Annotated in this window: 16 protein-coding genes; 10 read left to right on the plus strand and 6 right to left on the minus strand. The window is 56.9% G+C overall.

Annotation, left to right across the window (positions count from 1 at the left end; genetic code table 11):
- The first annotated feature begins 23 nt into the window (after positions 1-23).
- The 6 genes from D7X94_RS03680 (at position 24) to D7X94_RS03705 (ending at position 9,512) form a co-directional block, all read left to right on the plus strand.
- Positions 24-2,552: a heavy metal translocating P-type ATPase gene (locus D7X94_RS03680; RefSeq protein WP_120426349.1), complete on the plus strand. Its 2,529-nt coding sequence runs from the start codon at positions 24-26 to the stop codon at positions 2,550-2,552.
- Positions 2,553-2,683: 131 nt separating this feature from the next.
- Positions 2,684-3,694 (plus strand): DUF6625 family protein, encoded by a 1,011-nt coding sequence (locus D7X94_RS03685; protein WP_147401650.1) that lies wholly within the window; start codon positions 2,684-2,686, stop codon positions 3,692-3,694.
- Positions 3,695-4,220: 526 nt separating this feature from the next.
- Positions 4,221-4,721: a hypothetical protein gene (locus D7X94_RS03690; RefSeq protein WP_147401651.1), complete on the plus strand. Its 501-nt coding sequence runs from the start codon at positions 4,221-4,223 to the stop codon at positions 4,719-4,721.
- Between the two features lie 503 nt (positions 4,722-5,224).
- Positions 5,225-6,970, plus strand: coding sequence for an S-layer homology domain-containing protein (locus D7X94_RS03695; RefSeq protein ID WP_120426352.1), 1,746 nt, complete (start codon positions 5,225-5,227; stop codon positions 6,968-6,970).
- A 56-nt stretch (positions 6,971-7,026) separates the two neighbouring features.
- The gene (locus tag D7X94_RS03700; protein WP_158590881.1) at positions 7,027-8,724 is read left to right on the plus strand and encodes an S-layer homology domain-containing protein; all 1,698 of its coding nucleotides are present in this window, start codon (positions 7,027-7,029) and stop codon (positions 8,722-8,724) included.
- Between the two features lie 173 nt (positions 8,725-8,897).
- Positions 8,898-9,512 (plus strand): hypothetical protein, encoded by a 615-nt coding sequence (locus tag D7X94_RS03705; RefSeq protein WP_120426354.1) that lies wholly within the window; start codon positions 8,898-8,900, stop codon positions 9,510-9,512.
- A gap of 137 nt (positions 9,513-9,649) precedes the next feature.
- On the opposite strand, the gene D7X94_RS03710 is transcribed toward D7X94_RS03705, so the two are convergent.
- Positions 9,650-11,008: a citrate/2-methylcitrate synthase gene (locus tag D7X94_RS03710; RefSeq protein ID WP_120426355.1), complete on the minus strand. Its 1,359-nt coding sequence runs from the start codon at positions 11,006-11,008 to the stop codon at positions 9,650-9,652.
- A 150-nt stretch (positions 11,009-11,158) separates the two neighbouring features.
- Between D7X94_RS03710 and spoIIP the strand changes: the two genes are divergently transcribed.
- From spoIIP to D7X94_RS03730, 4 genes are all read left to right on the plus strand, one after another.
- On the plus strand, positions 11,159-12,256 hold the full coding sequence (gene spoIIP / locus D7X94_RS03715) for a stage II sporulation protein P (RefSeq protein WP_243111159.1): 1,098 nt from the start codon (positions 11,159-11,161) through the stop codon (positions 12,254-12,256).
- 458 nt (positions 12,257-12,714) lie between these two features.
- Positions 12,715-14,013 (plus strand): hypothetical protein, encoded by a 1,299-nt coding sequence (locus tag D7X94_RS03720; RefSeq protein WP_120426357.1) that lies wholly within the window; start codon positions 12,715-12,717, stop codon positions 14,011-14,013.
- On the plus strand, positions 14,000-14,914 hold the full coding sequence (locus tag D7X94_RS03725; protein ID WP_120426358.1) for a hypothetical protein: 915 nt from the start codon (positions 14,000-14,002) through the stop codon (positions 14,912-14,914). Before D7X94_RS03720 ends, D7X94_RS03725 begins: the two co-directional genes overlap by 14 nt.
- 141 nt (positions 14,915-15,055) lie before the next feature.
- Positions 15,056-15,724: a manganese catalase family protein gene (locus D7X94_RS03730; RefSeq protein ID WP_120426359.1), complete on the plus strand. Its 669-nt coding sequence runs from the start codon at positions 15,056-15,058 to the stop codon at positions 15,722-15,724.
- A 46-nt stretch (positions 15,725-15,770) separates the two neighbouring features.
- Here D7X94_RS03730 and eda read toward each other — a convergent pair whose 3' ends face one another.
- The 5 genes from eda to D7X94_RS03755 all read right to left on the minus strand — a co-directional run bounded on the left by eda (position 15,771) and on the right by D7X94_RS03755 (position 20,002).
- A complete protein-coding gene (gene eda, locus D7X94_RS03735; RefSeq protein ID WP_120426360.1) occupies positions 15,771-16,421 on the minus strand; it encodes a bifunctional 4-hydroxy-2-oxoglutarate aldolase/2-dehydro-3-deoxy-phosphogluconate aldolase in 651 nt (216 codons plus the stop codon).
- A 125-nt stretch (positions 16,422-16,546) separates the two neighbouring features.
- On the minus strand, positions 16,547-16,795 hold the full coding sequence (gene rpsR, locus D7X94_RS03740) for a 30S ribosomal protein S18 (RefSeq protein ID WP_120426361.1): 249 nt from the start codon (positions 16,793-16,795) through the stop codon (positions 16,547-16,549).
- Between the two features lie 41 nt (positions 16,796-16,836).
- On the minus strand, positions 16,837-17,313 hold the full coding sequence (locus tag D7X94_RS03745) for a single-stranded DNA-binding protein (RefSeq protein ID WP_120426362.1): 477 nt from the start codon (positions 17,311-17,313) through the stop codon (positions 16,837-16,839).
- 69 nt (positions 17,314-17,382) lie between these two features.
- Positions 17,383-17,799, minus strand: a complete 417-nt coding sequence (gene rpsF / locus D7X94_RS03750; protein WP_120426363.1) for a 30S ribosomal protein S6 — start codon at positions 17,797-17,799, stop codon at positions 17,383-17,385.
- A gap of 154 nt (positions 17,800-17,953) precedes the next feature.
- Complete coding sequence (locus D7X94_RS03755; RefSeq protein WP_120426364.1) at positions 17,954-20,002, minus strand: beta-galactosidase; 2,049 nt, start codon at positions 20,000-20,002, stop codon at positions 17,954-17,956.
- Between the last annotated feature and the right edge of the window lie 9 nt (positions 20,003-20,011).

Genomic DNA, 20,011 nt, shown 5'->3' on the forward strand with positions numbered 1-20,011 from the left:
CGACCTTAAAAGGAGGTCTTTCTTTGAAGCAATATTCCGTCACCGGCATGACCTGCGCCGCCTGCAGCGCTCGGGTGGAGAAGGCGGTTTCCAAGGTGCCAGGGGTCACCGCCTGCTCGGTCAGCCTGCTCACCAATTCCATGGGCGTGGAGGGCTCCGCCGCCCCCGGCGAGATCGTCGCCGCCGTAGAAGAGGCCGGCTATGGGGCCGCGCCAAAACAAGGCGGCCGGATGGCCGCGGACCCCCCTGCCCTTGAAAAAGACCTGGAGGACCGGGAATCCCCCCGGCTGAAAAAACGCCTCTTCTGGTCCCTGGGCTTCCTGCTTGTGCTCATGTACTTCTCCATGGGCCATATGATGTGGGGCTGGCCGGTCCCAGAAGCTCTCGGGCACAACCATGTGGCCCTGGGCCTCATCCAGCTGCTGCTCACCGGCGTCATCATGGTCATCAATCAGCGGTTTTTCGTCAGCGGCTTCAAGAGCCTCTGGCACCGGGCTCCCAATATGGATACCCTGGTGGCCCTGGGCTCCGCTGCCGCCTTCGGCTACAGCACCTACGCCCTCTTCGCCATGACCTTCGCCCAGGCCGCCGGGGATATGGCCGGGATGGAGGCCTGGATGATGGAGCTCTACTTCGAGTCCGCCGGGATGATCCTCACCCTCATCACCGTGGGCAAGATGCTGGAGGCCCGGTCCAAGGGCCGCACCACCGACGCCCTGAAGAGCCTGATGAAGCTGGCCCCCAAAACCGCCTCCCTCCTACGGGACGGGCAGGAGGTCCAGGTGCCGGTGGAGGAGGTCCGGCCGGGGGACCTGTTCGCCGTGCGGCCGGGGGAGAACATCCCCGTGGACGGCGTGGTGGAGGAGGGGACCGCAGCCGTGGACGAGAGCGCCCTCACCGGGGAGAGCGTCCCGGTGGACAAGGGCCCCGGCGACCCGGTCTCCGCCGCCACTCTGAACCAGTCCGGTTATCTCCGCTGCCGGGCCACGCGGGTGGGCCAGGACACCACCCTCTCCCAGATCATCCAGATGGTCAGCGACGCGGCGGCCACCAAGGCCCCCATCGCCAAGGTCGCCGACAAGGTCTCCGGGATCTTCGTGCCCGCCGTCATCGCCATCTCCGGGGTGACGGCCTTGGTCTGGCTGCTGCTGGGCCGGGGGGCGGGATTCGCCCTGGCCCGGGGGATCTCCGTGCTGGTGATCAGCTGCCCCTGCGCTCTGGGCCTGGCGACGCCGGTTGCCATTATGGTGGGCAGCGGCCTGGGGGCGAAAAACGGCATCCTCTTCAAGACCGCAGTGGCCCTGGAGGCGGCGGGCCGCACGGAGATCGTGGTCCTGGACAAGACGGGCACCATCACCAGCGGGCAGCCCAAGGTGACGGATCTGGTCCCCGCCTCCGGCGTGGAGGAAGCCGGCCTGCTGGCTCTGGCGGCGGGGCTGGAGTCCCCCTCCCAGCACCCCTTGGCCTCGGCCATAGTGGATGAGGCGAAACGCCGGAACCTGGCGGTTTCCCAAGCGGTGGGATTTACCGCCATTCACGGAAAAGGGATCCGAGGGGACCTGGAAGACGAAACCTATCTGGGGGGAAATCAGGCCATGCTGGAGGATGCGGGAATTTCCCTGGGAAATCTGGCCTCCCGTGGAGCGGAGCTGGCCGCACAGGGAAAAACCCCCATGTTCTTCGCCAATGAGAGCCAAAAACGGACCCTGGGGATCATCGCCGTGGCGGACACCATCAAAGAGGACAGCCCGGGGGCCATCCGGGACCTGCGGAACATGGGCCTGCGGGTGGTGATGCTCACCGGGGACAACCAGCGCACCGCCAAGGCTATCGGGGCCCAGGCCGGGGTGGACGAGGTGATCGCCGGAGTCCTGCCCGACGGCAAGGAGGCGGTGGTCCGCCGGCTGAAACAGGAGGGCCGGGTGGCCATGGTGGGGGACGGCATCAACGACGCCCCGGCCCTGACCCGGGCGGACACGGGCATCGCCATCGGCGCGGGCACGGACGTGGCCATCGACGCGGCGGACGTGGTGCTGATGAAGTCCCGGCTGTCCGACGTGCCCGCCGCCATCCGCCTGAGCCGGGCCACCCTGCGGAACATCCACCAGAACCTGTTCTGGGCGTTCTTCTACAACACGGTAGGCATTCCCCTGGCGGCGGGGCTGTTCATCCCCCTGGGGCTGACCTTGAACCCCATGTTCGGGGCCGCGGCCATGAGCCTCTCCAGCTTCTGCGTGGTGTCCAACGCCCTGCGGCTGAACCTGTGCAGGATCCACGATTCCAGGCACGACCACCGGTTTCTGGGAAAGTCGAAACCCAAAATTCAAAAGGAGGAAAAAACCATGACAAAGGCCATGAAAATCGAAGGCATGATGTGCGGTCACTGCGAGGCCCGGGTGAAGAAGGCCCTGGAGGCCCTGGCCCAGGTGGAGGAGGCCGCTGTGAGCCACGAGGCCGGCACGGCGGTGGTCACCCTTTCCGGGGAGATCGCCGAGAGCGAGCTGAAGGCCGCCGTGGAGGCTCAGGACTACACGGTGCTGGAGATTCAGTAAGAGGGAGACGGGAAGGAGCCGGGCGGAAGTCCGGCTCCTCTTCTGTCTCTTTTCTTGCTTCCTGCTTCTTGCATTTCTCCACCCAATGTTTTATAATGCGGTTAAACCAGTTTTGGGTAGGTGTCATCTCATTGAATACAAAAGTAATGATTATTGCCTGTTATTACGGCGATCTTCCAGACTGGATGGATTTGTGGTTACTATCCTGCAAATATAATCCGCAATTTCACTTTATGCTGGTGACGGACTGTGCTATCGCCTCTCTCCCCGGCAATGTCACTTTGCTGCACTTGAGCATGGACGAGCTTCGCCGCCGGTTCAGCGATGTGGTGGGGTTTCCCGTCGCCCTTTCTTTCCCCTATAAATTGTGCGACTTTAAGCCTGTGTATGGATTGGCGTTTCAAAAAGAACTCGCCGGCTATGGTTTTTGGGGACACTGCGATTTGGACCTCATTTGGGGAAATCTGCGGGCATTCATTTCTGATGATCTGCTTAGCCACTACGATCGCATCGGGGCTGTCGGACATCTGACGCTCTATCGAAACTGTGAGAATATCAATCGCTTTTTCATGAGGCCGGGAGCGGCTTTTCCATACCGCACTGTCCTGACCGACCCTGACCACTACGGCTTTGACGAGTTTGCTGGCACCAATCTGATTTTTCATAAAAATAACCACCCGTTTTATACAGAGCTTCCCATCGCAGACGCGGCCCGATTTCTCTCGCGCATTTCCGTTTTTCCTGGAAATACAGGTCCTGAGATCTATTTCTGGAAGGATGGGCGGGTTATCCGCGCATATCAAGACGGAGACGGCTATAAATCATCCGAATATGCGTATCTTCATTTTCAGAAAAAGCACCCTCCACATGATTCTGGCCAGAATTACGAAGAGGGTTTTTACATTAAATCAAAGGGATTCCAGCCTCGAAAAAGCACATTTCCTTCCCTTGATGAAATTCAATCAGAAACGGAATTTTCCAGCCGGTTTCAAGACCGTTTAGATCTGTACAGAGGAACCAGAAATAGAATCTGGGATTTTCTTGTTGGAAAATCCGGACATCAAAAGGCTATTATGCTAAAAAAAGCAGGAGTCTATTTTCTGGACAAATGGAAGCGCGCCCTTGCTTCCCCTAAAAAATGAGAATTGCCAAAACACAGAGTGTCCAAAGCGTATGCCTTTTGAAACAGTAGGGGGCCTTCAAGTGGGACCCCAAAAATTTCCCTAAAATGAGATATTTTTCTCCTCTCAAGGGTATTATGGGTGAAGGCCTTTCTATTTTTGTTCTATTGACAATTCCCACAGAAGGTGGTATGCTATGTTTATAGGTTTTTGTGCTTTCTGAGAATTGTTTTTTTGAGGGGGCCGGGTCCGCTCGGGTTCGTCCTTCGGACGAACCGCCGGGGAAACGGGCTTTGCCCGTTTCCCCACGGCCATTTTGCGGCTTGCCGCAAAATGCGAGCGGGGCGGATGGGGCAAAAGCCAGCTCTGTGCGCAGCATCCCAGCCAACTCACCCGCCCGGACTGGTGCTCCTTGCCATTCTTCGCGCCGTGTGCCCCCCTCTCACATACAACCCTCAAAAAGGATTGGTTGAGCCCGCTGGCCCCGGGAGGGGCTTGATGCATGTGCAAAAAGGTGATATAATGAAACAAAGAGGGGATGATTTTGGTGAAAAAGAAAAAAGTCATCGTGTGGAGCGTTATCGCCCTGCTGGTCGTGGCGCTTGCCGCTTGGCGGGTCTGGCCCCGGAGCATCGATTCCTATTTGAAGCAGCCCAGCCAGAATACGGTCTGGGTCGGAGGTTCTCTCAACGAAATCAAATTGGAGGACGGCCAGACCACTCATCGTCTTTATGAGATTGACGTGGAAACAGAGGAGGGAATTCGCCATGTGCTGGACATCCTGCGCCGTGGGCGGTATCAGGCCTCGCTGACAAACCTGCTCCCCTGGACCTGGGGAAAACTCGGCTCGGGCCGGGGCTACGACGGCAGGACCATCACACTCTGCGCGTCCTTCCACGCGACAACGCCGGAGGACGCGGAAGCGAGCATATTCACTTTTGTCGGCAGCGATAGGGCTACGGTGGACGACAGGCGCATTGTCCCTATGGGAAACGAGACGTTCGAGGAGCTGGCCCAGTACATAAAGGCCAACGGGAGGGAAAAATAGGGATCTTTCCGGGGAGATGGCGGGTTCCGGGACTAGGGGTGCTTTTTATTCAGTTGCAAAAGAGTTCATCTCGTTACACGAGATGAACTCTCCGCACCCTCTTGCAAGAGTTTTGCTTTGCAAAACTCGGATAGTTAACCGAGCGCAGCGAGTGTTAACCTATAATTCACCACCCGCAAAAATTGCGCTTCTCAGGTGTTTAAGGTCAAGGGCAAGACCGTGGAGCTCAAGAGTTCGCGAAGCGAACTCTCCCACGCCTCGCCGCCTTTAAGAAAGGCAAGACTTCGTTTCACGAAGTCTACGAAACATTTTAATCTGGCTGGCTGAGTGCCCAAAAGCCAACAAGGGTAAAAGTTTTGTCCACTTTTTCAAAAGTGGTGGGGTTCTTAGGGGGCGACAATCGCCAGTGGCGATTTCCCGTCGCCGACCGAGCCGGAAGGCGAGACCCAACGCCCCTAAGCCGCCGGAGACCACACAGTCTTACATTAAAAGGAGGTTATCGTATGAAAAAAGCTCTATCCGTCCTGATGGTCCTCTGTCTCTTGCTGGGGATCGTTCCCCTGTCCGCCAGCGCGGCGGAGAGCCCCTTCACCGTAGAGGAAGGCGTGCTCATCGCCTACACCGGCTCCGGGGAAAACGTCACCGTGCCCGAGGGCGTCACTGCCATTGGCCCCGGCGCATTCGCGGGCTGCACCACCATCAAAACCCTCTATCTCCCCGGCGGCGTGGCGTCAATCGGGGAGAACGCACTCCAGGGCTGCGAAGCCCTCCACACCGTCACCATCCTGAACCACAGCTGCCAGATCGCGGACACCCCCGAAACCCTGGGCACCCCCGCTTTCACCACTCTGCGGGGGCAGATGGATTCCACCACCAGCGGATACGCCCAGCGCCACGGCTACAACTTCTCCGGCTTCGTGGACTACATCCCCGCCCCAGATACGGATCCCACGCCTCCCCCCACGGACCCCGACCGGTTCACCGACGTGCCCTGGAACCACTGGGCTCACCAGGACGTGGACGACGTGTGCGACCGGGGCCTGATGACCGGCATGGGCGGTCCCTACAAGTTCAACCCTAACGGCTACACCACCCGGGCCCAGCTGGTAACTATCCTCTACCGCATGGCCGGGTCCCCCTACCCGGAAACCGTGATGCACCGCCCGGACGTGCCCGCCAACAGCTGGTTCCGCCCCCAGATCCAGTGGGCCCTCTCCAAGGATATCCTCACCGGCTACGCCGACGGCACCTTCCGGCCCAACAACCCGGTCAGCCGCCAGGATTTCGCCGTGATCCTGGCCCGCTACGCCAACTACCGGGGCATGAATATGGACGTGGCGGCCTCCGGGGATTTCGTGGACTTCCAGGAAGCCGGAAGCTACGCCCAGTCCGCCCTGAACTGGGCCACCGGCACCGGGATCCTCACCGGCACCCCCTCCGGCGGCTTCCTGTACCTGGACCCCAAGGGAAAGGCCACCCGGGCCCAGACCGCCGTCATGCTCAACCGCTTCTGCAAGCTGGTGGACTCCACCCCGGAGCCCGCCCGGATCCCCTACACCATCGACGGCCGGGAGATCTTCTCCGTGGCCATCCCGGACAGCTGGAACGGCACCTGGGGAAACGGCTTCGTCTATGAGCTCTATGAGCTGGAAGAGGAGCCCGGCGAGCCTTCCGGCCAGCTCCCCCGCCTGTCTTTCTATGACAAAATCAACCGGGAAAACGGTATGGGCGGCCACCTTTTCTCTGTGACGCTCCTCCGGGAGAAGGAGGAGATCTACTTCCCCCAGTACCGGACCTGGGGCACTATTGTGCTCGACGGCGTGCGCTACTGGCTGATCTTCACCTACCCTTCTGACGTGCAGTTTGAAACGGAGTCTCCGGGACCCATGCATAGCTACCTGAGCAAATATGACCAGCGGCAGGGGATCTTCGACTATGGCGTCACCCTGGCGAAGGACGTGGAGCTGATTGTGCCGCCGCCCTCCCCCGCTCCAACCCCCACACCTACGCCCAAACCGACCCCGAAACCCACTCCAAAGCCCACGCCTAAGCCGACCCCAAAGCCTACGCCGAAACCCACGCCCAAGCCCACCCAGCCCCCGGTGGTGACCGGCACAGTATACTGGACCGCCAACGGGGAGAAGTACCACTCCACACGCAACTGCGTGGCCTTGAAGCGCTCCACCCGTATCAGCAGTGGCACCGTGGCCCAAGCGGGCCGCCGTACCCCCTGTAAGCTGTGCCATTGAGAGGCTTTCGTTCCTGCCAAATCGTTTTGAAAGATTCAGAAAGGATGACTGAAGCCATGAAAAAGAAACTGCTGTCGTTCCTGCTGGCCTTGATCCTGGTGCTGGGAATGCTTCCCCTTGCCGCCTCCGCCGGAGGGTGGTTCAGGCTCTATGTATTCAAAGAGGACGGCGTATGGTATCAGGTGCCCAACCAAGGGGGAGGGACCAAGGTGTCCAATCAGGGCAAGGGCTGGGAGTGGGATCCCGTCACAAAAACCCTCACGCTGCATAACGCCTCGTTCAAATCCTCCTCTGGAGGCATTCAGTTCTGTGATGGCGCTACGATCCGAATGGATGAGGGCTCCGTCAATACACTGAGCGGCCGGTCTTTGGGAGATCTGGAGGCCAAGGGAGATCTCACCATCCTCGGAAAAGGCACTTTGGAGGTTATTTCCCAAGATGCGGGAACAGGGGCAATCCGCATTGGAGGCAAAGCTGTGATCCAGCAGGGCACCATAATCGCAGGAACCAGCTTCTCCTGCAATGGACTGGAACTCGCGGACGGTTCTGTCTCCTGCAACAGCTTTTCTGCCGGTTCCGTTTACAAGGACAACCCCTCCTCCATCATTAACAGCAGCGTCTCCATAGAGGGCTGGTCCTTCACCTCCTCCGGCAAAGAGGAATATCGAGGCAGCTTCTACGCGGGGAACATGACCGTGGAAAGCAGCACCATCACCGCCCACAACCTGGGAGATTCCATCTGGATCGGGGATCTGTCCGCAGTGGATTCTTCCATTATCCTTGAGCGGCACCCCGCATGCCTGACGCCCGAAGCTCTGGGGGAATATTTCCACTATACCCCGGGCTCGGAAAACCAGGGACCCTCCTTCTCCTTTACCAGCGGAAAGATCTGGATAGACACCCAAAATCTGCGCTTGGACCATTCTTCTCTGTCCTCCAACGTGCACGTGAAATGCGAAGGCCTGCCCAGCTTAAAGAACACTCAGGGTGGCAAAATCGCCGTTGCCAATGGTGATTTTTATGTTGTCTCCCCTGATGTGGCCGAAAATTATCTCGGCTATATGCAGGATGTGGCGACCGGCAGCCGCGAGATGGGCCCCATTGAAATCACCCCTTCTGACCCCAAGCCTATTATACCGATGGGGTCAAAGTTCCAGGATGTAAAGCCCGGACAATGGTATACCCCGGCGGTGCAGTACGCTTACGAGAACGGCCTGATGACAGGCACCAGTGCCAAGCAGTTTGGTCTCAATTCCACCATCTCTCGGGCTCAACTTCTGACCATTCTCTACCGGCAGGAGGGTGAGATGGAAATTGCCGCTGATTCTGGCACGGACACTGCGTTTTCCGATGTGAAGGCTGGAGACTGGTTCGCCAAAGAGGTAAAATGGGCGGCGCTCTGCGGCATCGTCCACCCCTACAATAACCACCCCCTGAAGCCGAACGCTTCCCTGACCCGGGCCGAATTTGCTGAAATCATGTTTCAATACGCTTTGGTCAAAAATGATACCTCCTGGAGAGATTTTCCCGATGAGGAGTCCATTAACAGCCAGCTCTCTTCCTTTATAGATGAAAAAGAGCTCAGGTATGGACGTCAGGCTATGGCCTGGGCTGTTTCCAAGGGAATTATCCGAGGCTCTTCCACAAAAGATGGTCAAAAGCTGAATCCCCTGGGAACCATCAAGCGTTCCGAAGCCGCTACCATTTTCATGCGCTTCTTCCAAGGGGAATCCGTGCCTTCTTCCCTGGAATAAGTGAAAAATCAGCAGAGAATTTTCAAATAGAAAAACCCAGCACCCCAAGCCAGTGTTATACATGTTCAAAAAGGCAAGAGTTCAGATAAGAGGGTGATTTCAATGAACATCTCAATAGCTCCAGCAATCCACCATGGGATGTTTTTCAGATTTCCGCCGGATGGTGATGTAAAATGAATGCTTTCCTAAAGCGGGTCCTTCCCTGGCTTCTCTGCGTTCCGTTGCTGGCCTCCTGCAAGGCCTCGGAGAAGCCCGCCGCTGTGCCGGTGGATTTACTGGAGGCGTACTCCCTCTCTCGGCCGGAGGCTCTGGCCCTGCTCCGCCTGGCGGATTCGGATTTTCAAAGCTCCAGCGGGGTTGATCTTTATGAAACAGAGGCGGTCTGGTGCGGAAAGAAGCTGCCCACAACCCTGGCTTTCCAGGAGGATGTCCCCCGGCTATTCCAGGCGGACGCAGAGCGGAAGGCTTCTTCAAAAACCCCGGAGGAGCTCACCGGCTTTCTTTCCCTTTTTGAGGCGCAGTTTACGCGGCCAAAGAGCATCGCGGTGGTGGATGAAACAGGAAGCGGAAAATCCCTGGAATACTCCAGCGAACAGGCCATGAGGGAGATCCAGGCCTTTTGCGAGGCAGCCGGCCCCCGCGAGGCGCGCTTTACCTTTTCCCTTTCCAGCGAGGGGGATGACTGCGTCTTGGCGGAATTTGTCTGTCGGAAAACCGGCGAAACCCCTGAAAAAATTCTTATCAGCTATTCCATTCAAAACTTGCCGCCCCCCTTGAACACACCCTAAAAAAGCGCCCCCAAGCCAACCGCCTGGAGGCGTTTTTGTTTTGTGTGGAGAATCTGGCTAAGCCAGGCGCTTTATAGGAAACAGCTGTGCCTATACCGCCCGGTTCAGAAGAAGCAACAAGCCTCTTTTCAGCCGCGTCAGCTGCATCCGCCCTCCGGAAACGCCCTGTGCTCCTGCACCGCTTTGTAAGAGGGGCGAATGATCTTGCCCCCACCTACCAGCTCCTCAATGCGGTGGGCGCTCCAGCCCGCAATGCGGGAAATGGCGAATATGGGCGTATACAGCTCCATGGGCAGGTCCAGCATACTGTAAATGAAGCCGCTGTAGAAGTCGACGTTGGCGGAGACGCCCTTGTAGATCTTCCTGTCCTTGGTGATGGCCTCCACAGCCAGACGGGCCACCTTCTGGTATAGCCTGTATTCCTCTGTGCGGCCCTTCTCTTGGGAGAGCCCTTCCACAAAGCTGGCCATGGTCTTGGCACGGGGATCAGAGATGGAATATACCGCGTGTCCCATGCCGTAGATCAGGCCAGAACGGTCAAAGGCCTCTTTGTGGAGCAATTTATAGAGGTAGGCAATAATCTCCTCCTCGTCCTCCCAATCCTGAATATGGGCCTTGATGTCCTCAAACATCTGCACCACTTTGATGTTGGCTCCGCCATGCTTGGGCCCTTTCAGAGAACCCAGGGCCGCGGCAATGGCGGAATAGGTGTCCGTGCCGGAGGAGGTGACCACATGAGTAGTGAAGGTGGAGTTGTTGCCGCCGCCGTGGTCCGCGTGGAGGATCAGGGCAATGTCCAGCACTTTGGCCTCCAGGGCGGTATACTGACAGTCTGGGCGGAGAATCCGCAGGATGTTCTCGGCGGTGGAGAGGCCAGGGTCCGGCTGGTGGATGAACAGGCTCTGGCCGTCGTGGTAGTGGCGGTAGGCCTGATAGCCGTACACCGAAAGCAGGGGAAACAGAGCGATCAGCTGCATACACTGACGCAATACGTTTGGAATAGAAATATCTTCTGCCGCTTCATCATAAGAATAGAGCGTGAGCACGCTGCGGGCCAAGGTATTCATCATATCCCCGCTGGGGGCTTTCATAATAATGTCCCGGACAAAGCTGGTGGGCAGGGTGCGATAGAAAGAGAGCAGCTGGCAGAACTCCTGAAGCTGGCCCGCGTCAGGCATCTGGCCAAACAGCAGGAGATAGGCGGTGCGTTCGTAACCAAAGTTTTCGCCTTTTGGCTGGCGGCGGATAAGCTCCTCCACATCATAGCCCCGATAGTAGAGTTTGCCCTCGCAGGGGACGCTTTTGCCATCTACAGTTTTGGTGGAGACAATTTCAGATATGTTGGTGAGGCCGGTAAGCACGCCTTTGCCGTTCAGATCTCGCAGGCCCCGCTTCACATCGTATTCCGTGTAAAGCGCGGGGTCGATCCGGCTGTTTTCTACGCAAGCCTGCGCCAATTTTTCTACTTCCGGCCGGATTTCCGAGTAAATCGACATGAGGAAAATCTCCTTTCATTTCTTTATTTTATTACAGCACAAAAAAATATTTAGTTTTTATTATACTAAAAATTCAGCGTTTCCGCAAGGGGAAAAATGTAAACAATTTTCGAAGCCCCCTGGCAGCGCAAGAAAGGAATGGTGCGGTTGATGGAGAAACTCTGCCGTTTAGGAAAAAACCTGGTCGTGCTGGCCTGCGCGGCGGTATGCATCTGGTGCGTTGCCGAAAATTTCCAAAGCTGGGCAAAGGAGCAAGGAGGCAAAGCACTGCTTTTTGCCGCGGGAATGGGCATTCAGGAAACGCCGGTCCCCGCGGCAGGTATGGCCTCGGATTCTCCGGTGACAACGGCGGAACCGCAAAAGCCTCAGACCGTCCAGCCCATGGAGCTGAACCTGCCCGATGACGGCATCGTCCCCTTTCACAGCGATCTGTTTCCCGGGCAGAACGCCACACCGGACCCTGACCGAGCCAACGGGCCGGTGGAAGAAATCCAGATGGATGGGGGAACCCAGATTGGCAATTTCTATGTGCGGGATTCCACCGAGTCGGGAACAGATCTGGCGGCGGAGCTGTTGGAGCAGCCGGATGTGGACATCAAAGCCGACGGCAGCGTGGAGGTACTGATCTACCATACCCATACCTCCGAGGCATATTCGGCCAGCAGCCCAGGCTTTTACTATACGGATATGGAGACCAGGACGCAAAACCAAGACATGAGCGTAGTCGCCGCAGGAGAAGAGCTGTGTAAGGCCCTGCAGGCCCGGGGGATCGGCGCGGTCCACGACAAGACGGTAAATGACGGAGTCTATAACGGGTCCTATGCCCGGTCATGGGAGGTAATCCAGAAAAACCTCCAGGAGCATCCGGGAATCCAGGTGACCATTGACCTGCACCGGGACTCTATGACCACGGAGTCCGGTGTGAAATACAAGCCCACGGCAGAGGTTGGCGGCCGAAAGGCGGCCCAGGCCATGCTGCTGGCCGGGTGCGACGCCGACGGCAGCTGGGGGGACTTTCCAGACTGGCGGCTGAACCTGCGGCTGATGCTGCGGGTCCAGCAGAAGGCCCAGGAGCTCTATCCGGGGCTGATGCGGCCCATGAATTTTTCCAACAGCAAGTACAACATGAACGCCACCCACGGTTCCATGCTCATTGAGGTGGGAACAGAGGTGAACACAGCGGCAGAGGCCCGGTACACCGGACAGCTGCTGGGAGAAATTCTGGCGGAGGCTCTGACCACAATATAATAGTTAACGCAGTTCAAAAGATGTAGAATACCTCTTTTGAACCCAGCGGCGTAGCCGCCTAGCTTGAAAATCGGTATTTACCGATTTTCAAGTGCGTTTTACTATATGACTGCGAAAAAGCAGCCGCGCCCGAGGAGGGGTGCAACTGCTTTTTTATGTGAGCGCATTTTACTATAGTATACTTTTCAAAGATCAACAATCCTCCATCGGTGCTCTATCGTTTCAGCGAAATTGCAGAAGAGGCGAAAGTTGAATCTTCTTGTCTATCATTCCAATCCCTTCGATTTTCACTTGTGCTAATTCAACAATTGTCAGAGCGTTTTGAATTGATTTTTTCCCAAAACCCTTGACATATTTAAAGTTGGGTGCTAGTATAATAGTATCCACAAAAGGAGGGAGGAATCTTTTCTTAATTAAACCGTAGTTTTTTTAATCCGAAAACAAGAAGGAGATTTTTTATGAAAAAACTGTCAACGCTAAAAAGATTTTTCTGCTTCTTGCTGGTTGGTGTACTTATGACATGCTCTATCCATGCTTCCGCTCTTGAAAAAGGAAATCTTGTTTTAACTCCTGAGCTTCAAGAATCAGATCTCGTTATTTCTCAAGAAGTTGCAAAATATATCGCGACGTTCTTTCTTCAAGATATGATAGAGGATGGACATACAGTTTGGACCGATAGCACAGTAGTAGTTAATGAAATTCCTTTATATGATGAGACTGGAGAGGGTATAACTGCATATGGTTTTACACTTTCTTCAGGATATATCATTGTTTCGGCATATGTAGATATGCCAAACCTTATACTAGAATGGGCTGACGATGGGGAACCTGTCTATTCTCAATTTGCAGCAGAGATGGCTAACTCTACTACTACTGATTCTATCTCCAGAATTATTTATTTGGGGGGATTAGATTATTATTATGATACTGGTGCAAATGAGGTAATGGATACCCAGGGTGCTAAGGTAAACAGAACCAACCTGCATCATGAATTCAATGCTATTCGAGATGTTAAGAATATTCCACAAGCCTTACTGACATATTTATCTGGAACACCATCAGTTTTTGGTGATACTATTATGCCTCTGGATAATAAGCCCGGCGAACCTATATCCGATCCCTTTGCTTATGCGAAGTATTATTACCCTGGTACTTGGAAAGCAGTAGATTGGCAAAACAAGTGGGAAAAGTATGCTAATTATGCTACAGTCAATGGCTTTGTTATCCACAAAGAATGTTGTGGACCAGTAGCTATCACTAATCTAATTAAAATGTACGGGAACATGTACTATGCTAAGAAGGGTATTACTCTTTCTGCCAAATCCAAAAGTAACACTGATATTTTCCTCTCTGTTCTATCCACTAATACCGAGAATGGAAACAAATACTATACTGATGCATCCAATGGGGGTTCTCCATGGAATCTTATGGGAGAATTCACGAAAAAATCTTTTGCTAGGCTTGGTATTACGGTTTCGATATACGGAACATATTCACCAACTTATGATGATATAAAGAATGCGACAACTGACTATCGCCTGATGCTTGTAAATATCAAAGGACATAATGGATATAATGGGGGGCATGCTGTTGTCGGTTATGCTTGTACTACTTTACAAGAAAGCAGTACTGGACGGCAATACAAATTTTTAAAGGCTTGTGATGGAAAGTCAACTACTGCAAGGTATTTTGATGTTGATTCTATGACTGGATGTGGTGACGAATATTGGGAGGTATACTTTAATGGGCTCCGATAGAGTTTACGGCTCTGGCCATATGTTTCAGAATCTCTCGCTCTTGGGGTGTCTTTTTGCTCTGGTTTTATTCTGCTCCGGCTGCTCTGCCAGCGCTGTCCCCGAAGAGGAACCCGCCTCCTGCGCCTGCAACTGCTGGACCTGCGTCACCGCCTCCGCCGACCGCCTCTTTTCCCTGACGGAGGACGACATTCTCCACGATATCCTGTACCTGTCCGACGGCGACAAGCGCGTCTACCTGGAGGGCGGTGACCTGAGCTCCGCTCTTGGGCTGCTCAACAGCTTCCAGCCGGTCCGCCAGGAGGAGGCCGGGGCAGCGGAGAGGGAGGGCTGCTATCTCTTCCTGAGCCTCCTGGACTCCGACCGGGAATTCTGGATCACCCGGGACTCCATCTCCATAGGGGACACCCGCTATGTGGGGGAGGAAGACTGTCTGGGCGGCCTCCTGGACGCCTTCCTGGAGGGCAAGCCCTTGGAAGCGCCCGCCACCAAGGAGCCGGAACCCGCCGCCCCCCAAAATGCTGAGGAAAATCCGGAGAACGCCTGCCCCTGCGGGTGCCAATCCTGCGGATGCGAGCCCTTCGGCCGGCTCTTCGCCTATCCCCGGGACCGAGTGATCTCCGTGTGGGCCGACGATGGCGGCGGGCGGATCGTCCTGGAGGGGGACCGCGCCCGTGCCTGCGTGGACATCCTCAACGATTTCCAGCCCCAGAAGGCCGAAAAGGTGCCCGAAATGGTGGGCGGCGGGGGCTACGGGCTGATCCTCCTGCTCCCGGACAGCGACCGGAGATTTACCGTATTCCCCGACTCTGTGCTTATTGGCGATGTTCTGTATTCCGGTGAAGAGGGCTGCATGGACGAGCTGATCACCTTCCTGGGCAGGACCGCAAGCGCAGAGCGCTGAACCGCCTCTGTGGGGCCATTGGTTTTCCGGCTTTGAGCGGAGGAATCCGCCACGCTGTTTATGCTGCATTTTTATGAACAAACGATCGATTGCATAGGATTTCTCTTCTGGGGAACGATACTCCCGAATGGAGGTGGTCCTATGTTTCAACATGAAAAAATGCTTTTTCACCCTGTGGAGGTGGAAAAAGCAAATCCCCAGTATGCCGCTCTGCTCCAGGAACAACTGGGCGGCGGCAACGGCGAACTAAAAGCCGCCATGCAGTATATGTCCCAGAGCTTCCGCATAAAGGATCCCGAAATCAAAGACCTATTTCTGGATATTGCCGCAGAGGAACTGGGCCATATGGAGATGGTGGCTCAAACCATCAATCTTCTCAATGGCCATGACCTGGACGTCTCCGCTGTGCCGGCCGGGGAAATCCAGTCCCATGTCCTGCTGGGCCTGAACCCCGGCCTGATCAACGCCTCCGGCTATTCTTGGACCGGAGACTATGTCACTGTGACAGGCGACCTGTGCGCCGACCTGCTGTCCAATATTGCCTCAGAACAGCGGGCAAAAGTGGTATATGAATATCTGTACCGGTTGATCGGCGACAAAAAGGTGCGGGACACCATCGACTTCCTGCTAAACCGGGAAGAAGCCCACAACGCCCTGTTCCGCGAGGCCTTTAACCGGGTACAGGATACTGGCTCCAACCGAGACTTTGGAACCACAAAGGCGGCAAAAATGTACTTTAGCATGTCCCAGCCCTCTCCCGGCGGCAACAGTTTCTCCGGCACAGAGGTCACTCCCCCCGCGTTTCAATAAAAGCAAAAAGGCCGCATAGCAACGGCCTTTTTCTTTTCCCCGCAAATTAAATTCTATTGGCTCTGGCTTTTGCCGCAATTTCTCGGGACTCTCTGCACAGCCGGGTGATTTCCTCCCAGTTCTGCTCGCCGATCAACTTCGCAGTTACCATATAAGAGCCCCCGCAGGCGGCAATGACCGGACAGGCCAGGTATTCCGCCAAATTATGGAGCCCGATTCCACCGGTAGGCATCACCTGAAACTGAGGGAAAGGAGCCGCCAGGGCCTTAATCTTTGCCAGCCCACCCGACTGTTCCGCCGGGAAAAACTTAATGACTTCCAGGCCCAATTTCAGCGCTGTATGATACTCGCTGGCCGTTGTACAGCCGGGATAGACCGGCACGCCCAGCCTCTGGCAGTACTCCACCAGCTCCGGGTCCAGCCCGGGAGACACTACAAACGCCGCCCCGGCTTCCAGCGCTTGATCAATCTGTTCCACGGCAGTGACCGTGCCCGCGCCCACAATCATGTCCGGGCAGGTCTCTTTCATGAGGGCAATGGCCTCCGGCGCTCCGGCGGCCCGAAAGGTTACCTCTGCCACCGGAACCCCGCCCGTACATAGAGCCCTTGCCAGAGGCCCGGCGTCCCGCCGGGGGGTCTCCAGCTTGATCACCGGCACAATTCCGATCTCCGCTATTTTCTCACTGATGGGATTCATGTTCCCTTCCTCTCTAGAGGGGCGTCCGCTTTCCGCGCACGCCGCCTCCTGTCGTTTAATTTTTGCCGTCATGGAAAAAGGCCCGTCGTTTGCAGCACAAACGACAAGCCCTTTCAGTATTATCCTCAGTCGCTGGTATAAGGCAGCAGCGCCAAATGCCTGGCACGCTTAATCGCCACAGTCAGGGCGCGCTGATGATAGGCGCAAGTTCCGGTAACGCGGCGGGGCAGAATCTTTCCCCGCTCAGAAATAAACCGGCGCAGCTTGGCCACGTCCTTATAGTCTATAAACTCCGCACGATCTACGCAGAAGCTGCAAACCTTCTTGCGGCCCTTGCGTCCGCGGCGGACTTCCCTCTCGGGTCTGTCTGGCATATCAAAAACCTCCTTCACTTCATATAATACACAGTCCCATTTTAGAACGGGAGGTCGTCGTCGGTCAGAATCTCCTCAAAATCGCCTGTATCCCCGCTGGAATAAGCGGCCGCAGGCTCTTTTAAGGCCGGCTCAGAATAAGAACGGCCTTCTCCCCCATAGGAAGAGACTCCGCTGTAGTCGCCGCCCCCCTGGGTCTCCCGCTTGGACCCGGTAAAGCTCACATTGTCCGCCTGAATCTCCACGGACTTGCGCTTGTTCCCCTGCTTGTCCTCCCAGGTGCGGGTTTGAATGGAACCATTCACAGCCATCATCTGACCCTTTGTGAAATACTTGCACACAAACTCGGCGGTCTGCCTCCAGGCAACCACATCCAGAAAATCCGTCTGGCGGTCGCCGTTTCTGGAAAAAGAGCGCTCCACCGCCAGCGTGAAGGTGGTAACGGGGACATCATTGGGCGTATACCGGAGCTCCGGGTCGGCAGTCAGCCTGCCCATAATAACAGCCACGTTCAGCATATTCAGGACGACCTTCCTTTCTTTGCGGCGGCACAAAGCCCCAAGCCTGTCCCGCGAATCTTGTTCCCTTTACTCAGCCTTCTGGGCTTCGCCAGCGGCCTCCACGGCTTCCACCGCGATGGCCTCTACGTCGATATCGCCGCTCTCTTCAGGCTTCTGCGCCTTTTGGGGCTTGCGCTCCACGATATGCCGGGGATCCCGCTTGACAATCAGCGTGCGCACGATTCCATCGGCAATCTGGTAGCGGCGGTCCAGCTCTGCGGTGAACTCCGGGCCACTCTCAAAATTGATGAGCGTGTAATAACCCTCGGTCTGCTTGTTGATGGGGTAGGCAAAGCGCCGCTTGCCCCAGTCGTCAACACTCTGAACAGTTCCGTGCTCTGCAATGAGCGCCTTGAATCTCTCCACCAGAGCCGCGCTGCCCTCTTCCCCCAGTTTCGCGGAAGTGACGATGACGGTTTCGTAGAGGTTCTTTCCTTCTGCCATTTGTATTGCACCTCCTTTTGGCCTTATGGCCCCGCGATGCCTTGGATTTTCGCGGAGCAAGGAAGTTTGAAACTCTGTCTCAAACAACTTTACTATTATACCACAATCTGCCGGAAAGTCAAGGGCCCGCGCCCCCAATCCGGCGGCTTTTTTCTCAGGCCAGCACCATGACCCCGTAGGGGGGCAGCTCCGCCTCACCCTCGCAGGGGAGCCCGGTGAGAAGGTCCGTCATGGGCCCGTGGCAGGTAAAGGGCCGGGGTGCATCCGTGTAATTCAGGAGGATATGATAGGCCCTGTCCCCCTTCTTCCGCACCGCCAATTCGATATCTTGGGGCAGGTCCAGCCACTGGGCATAGGGCTCTTCCAGCCCTGCGTAGCTCAGCAGCGCGGAGGCCATCTCCTCCGAGAAGGCAGCGCCCACGTAAATCGCCTCGCCCTTGCCGGTTCGCTTGCGCAACACGCCGGGTTGCCCGTCGTAGAACTCCCGGGTATACCACCGGCCCAGGGCCTCGCCGTCCTCCGGCTCCAGGATTTCATTGAGCCTGGGCATGGGCACGCTCCTCCCAAAGAGCACCACCGCCGTCCGGCTGTCCTCCGGAACCAGGGTGTACTCCCGCACGGTTCCCCCCACCAGCTCTGCCGCCGGGCCGGGGGTGGGGCGCATGGGACACCGGCCGAATTCGTCCTTGAAGCCCGTCCGGGCCCCAAAAATCACCCTGCCGCCCCTTTCTACGTACTCCTTCAGCAGCCCGGCGGTTTTCTCCGGCAGCAAGGCGATGTGGGGCAGCACCAGCAGGTCGTAGGGGGCCAGCGCCTCCAGGCCCAGGTCCTCCCCCAGGCAGAGCAGATCCATGGGCGTGTGGGCCACCTGGCAAGCCGCGAACCAGTTCATGACGGAGACGCCCTCCAGTGGGCCGTGGAAAATGTCCCCCTCCCCGTCCCACTGGGTGGGGTAGTGGTAGCACACCGCCACCTTGGCCGCATACCGGCTGCCCGCCAGCTCCGCCGCCCTGGCGGTCTCGTCCCGGAGAACCCGGAGCTCCTCCAGCTGGCGGCTGTCCCGGTTGTCCCAGGGCAGGATACCGTTCCAGTAGATCTCCATGCCCACATTGCAGGTGCGCCACCGGAAGAAGCTCACGAAGTCCGCCCCGTGGGCAATGGACTGCCAGGCCCACAGGCGCATCTGTCCCGGCCTGGGGGCGGGCTGGGGCATTCTGGTCTGCCAGCCGCCTCCCCCGGACTGCTGCTCCATGATGCCGAAATTGGGGGAGATGGACCGCACACGAGCAAGGCTCAGGCCGCTGACCCTGTCCCGCAGACGCCCGAAGGCGGAGGCGTTGCCGTTGGCCCCGCCCAGGGAATAGGCGAAATTGGGGTAGCTGTCGTAGGTGATGAAGTCCAGGGCCCAGCGGTTCAGGTCCTGGTAGTCGATATGGCCGAACACGCCGTTGGTGGTGATGAAATCCCCCGGCTTCCGGTATTTTTTGATGATATCCGCCTGCATCTTGAAAAAGGCGACGCTGTTCTCAGAGATGAACTTCTTCTGCTCCAGAAGCAGGTGGGGGTTGGGGGAATTGGCCAGGGTGGGCCGGGCCACGAAGATCTCCTCCCAGTCCGTGTACTCCTGGTTCCAGAACACCGTGCCCATGGCCTGGTTTAGAGCTTCCAGAGTGCCGAACTTATCCTTCAGATAGGCCCGAAAGGCAACGGAATCCGCCTCGGAATAGAACATATTGGTCTCGCAGTTGATCTCGTTGTCGATCTGCCAGCCGATGATGGCGGGGTGGGACCCATAGTGCCCGGCGATCTCCTCCACCACCCGGGCGCACAGCTTGAGAAATACCGGGGAGGTGTGGTTGCAGTGGCAGCGCATCCCGTGGCGCACCAAGGTGCCGTCCGGGAAGGCGTTCAGAGTCTCGGGGTACTTCTCGGTGAGCCAGGCGGGGGGCGTGGCCGTGGGGGTGCAGAAGATCACCTTCATGCCCTTCCTCTGGGCCAGGTCCAGAAAGCGCTGGAAGAAGGAGAAGTCAAAGGCCCCCTCGGTCCTCTCGAACTTGCTCCAGGCGAACTCCCCGATCCGGCAGACGGAGATCCCCGCCTCCAGCATCCGGTCCAGGTCCTGTTCCCACAGGCTTTCCGGCCAGTGCTCAGGATAGTAGCACACCCCCAGGGTGAGCCTGTCCAAATGGATGGAATATTCCATATTCATGCT

It is taken from the genome of Acutalibacter sp. 1XD8-33 (assembly GCF_003612555.1).
GTDB lineage: Bacteria > Bacillota > Clostridia > Oscillospirales > Acutalibacteraceae > Acutalibacter.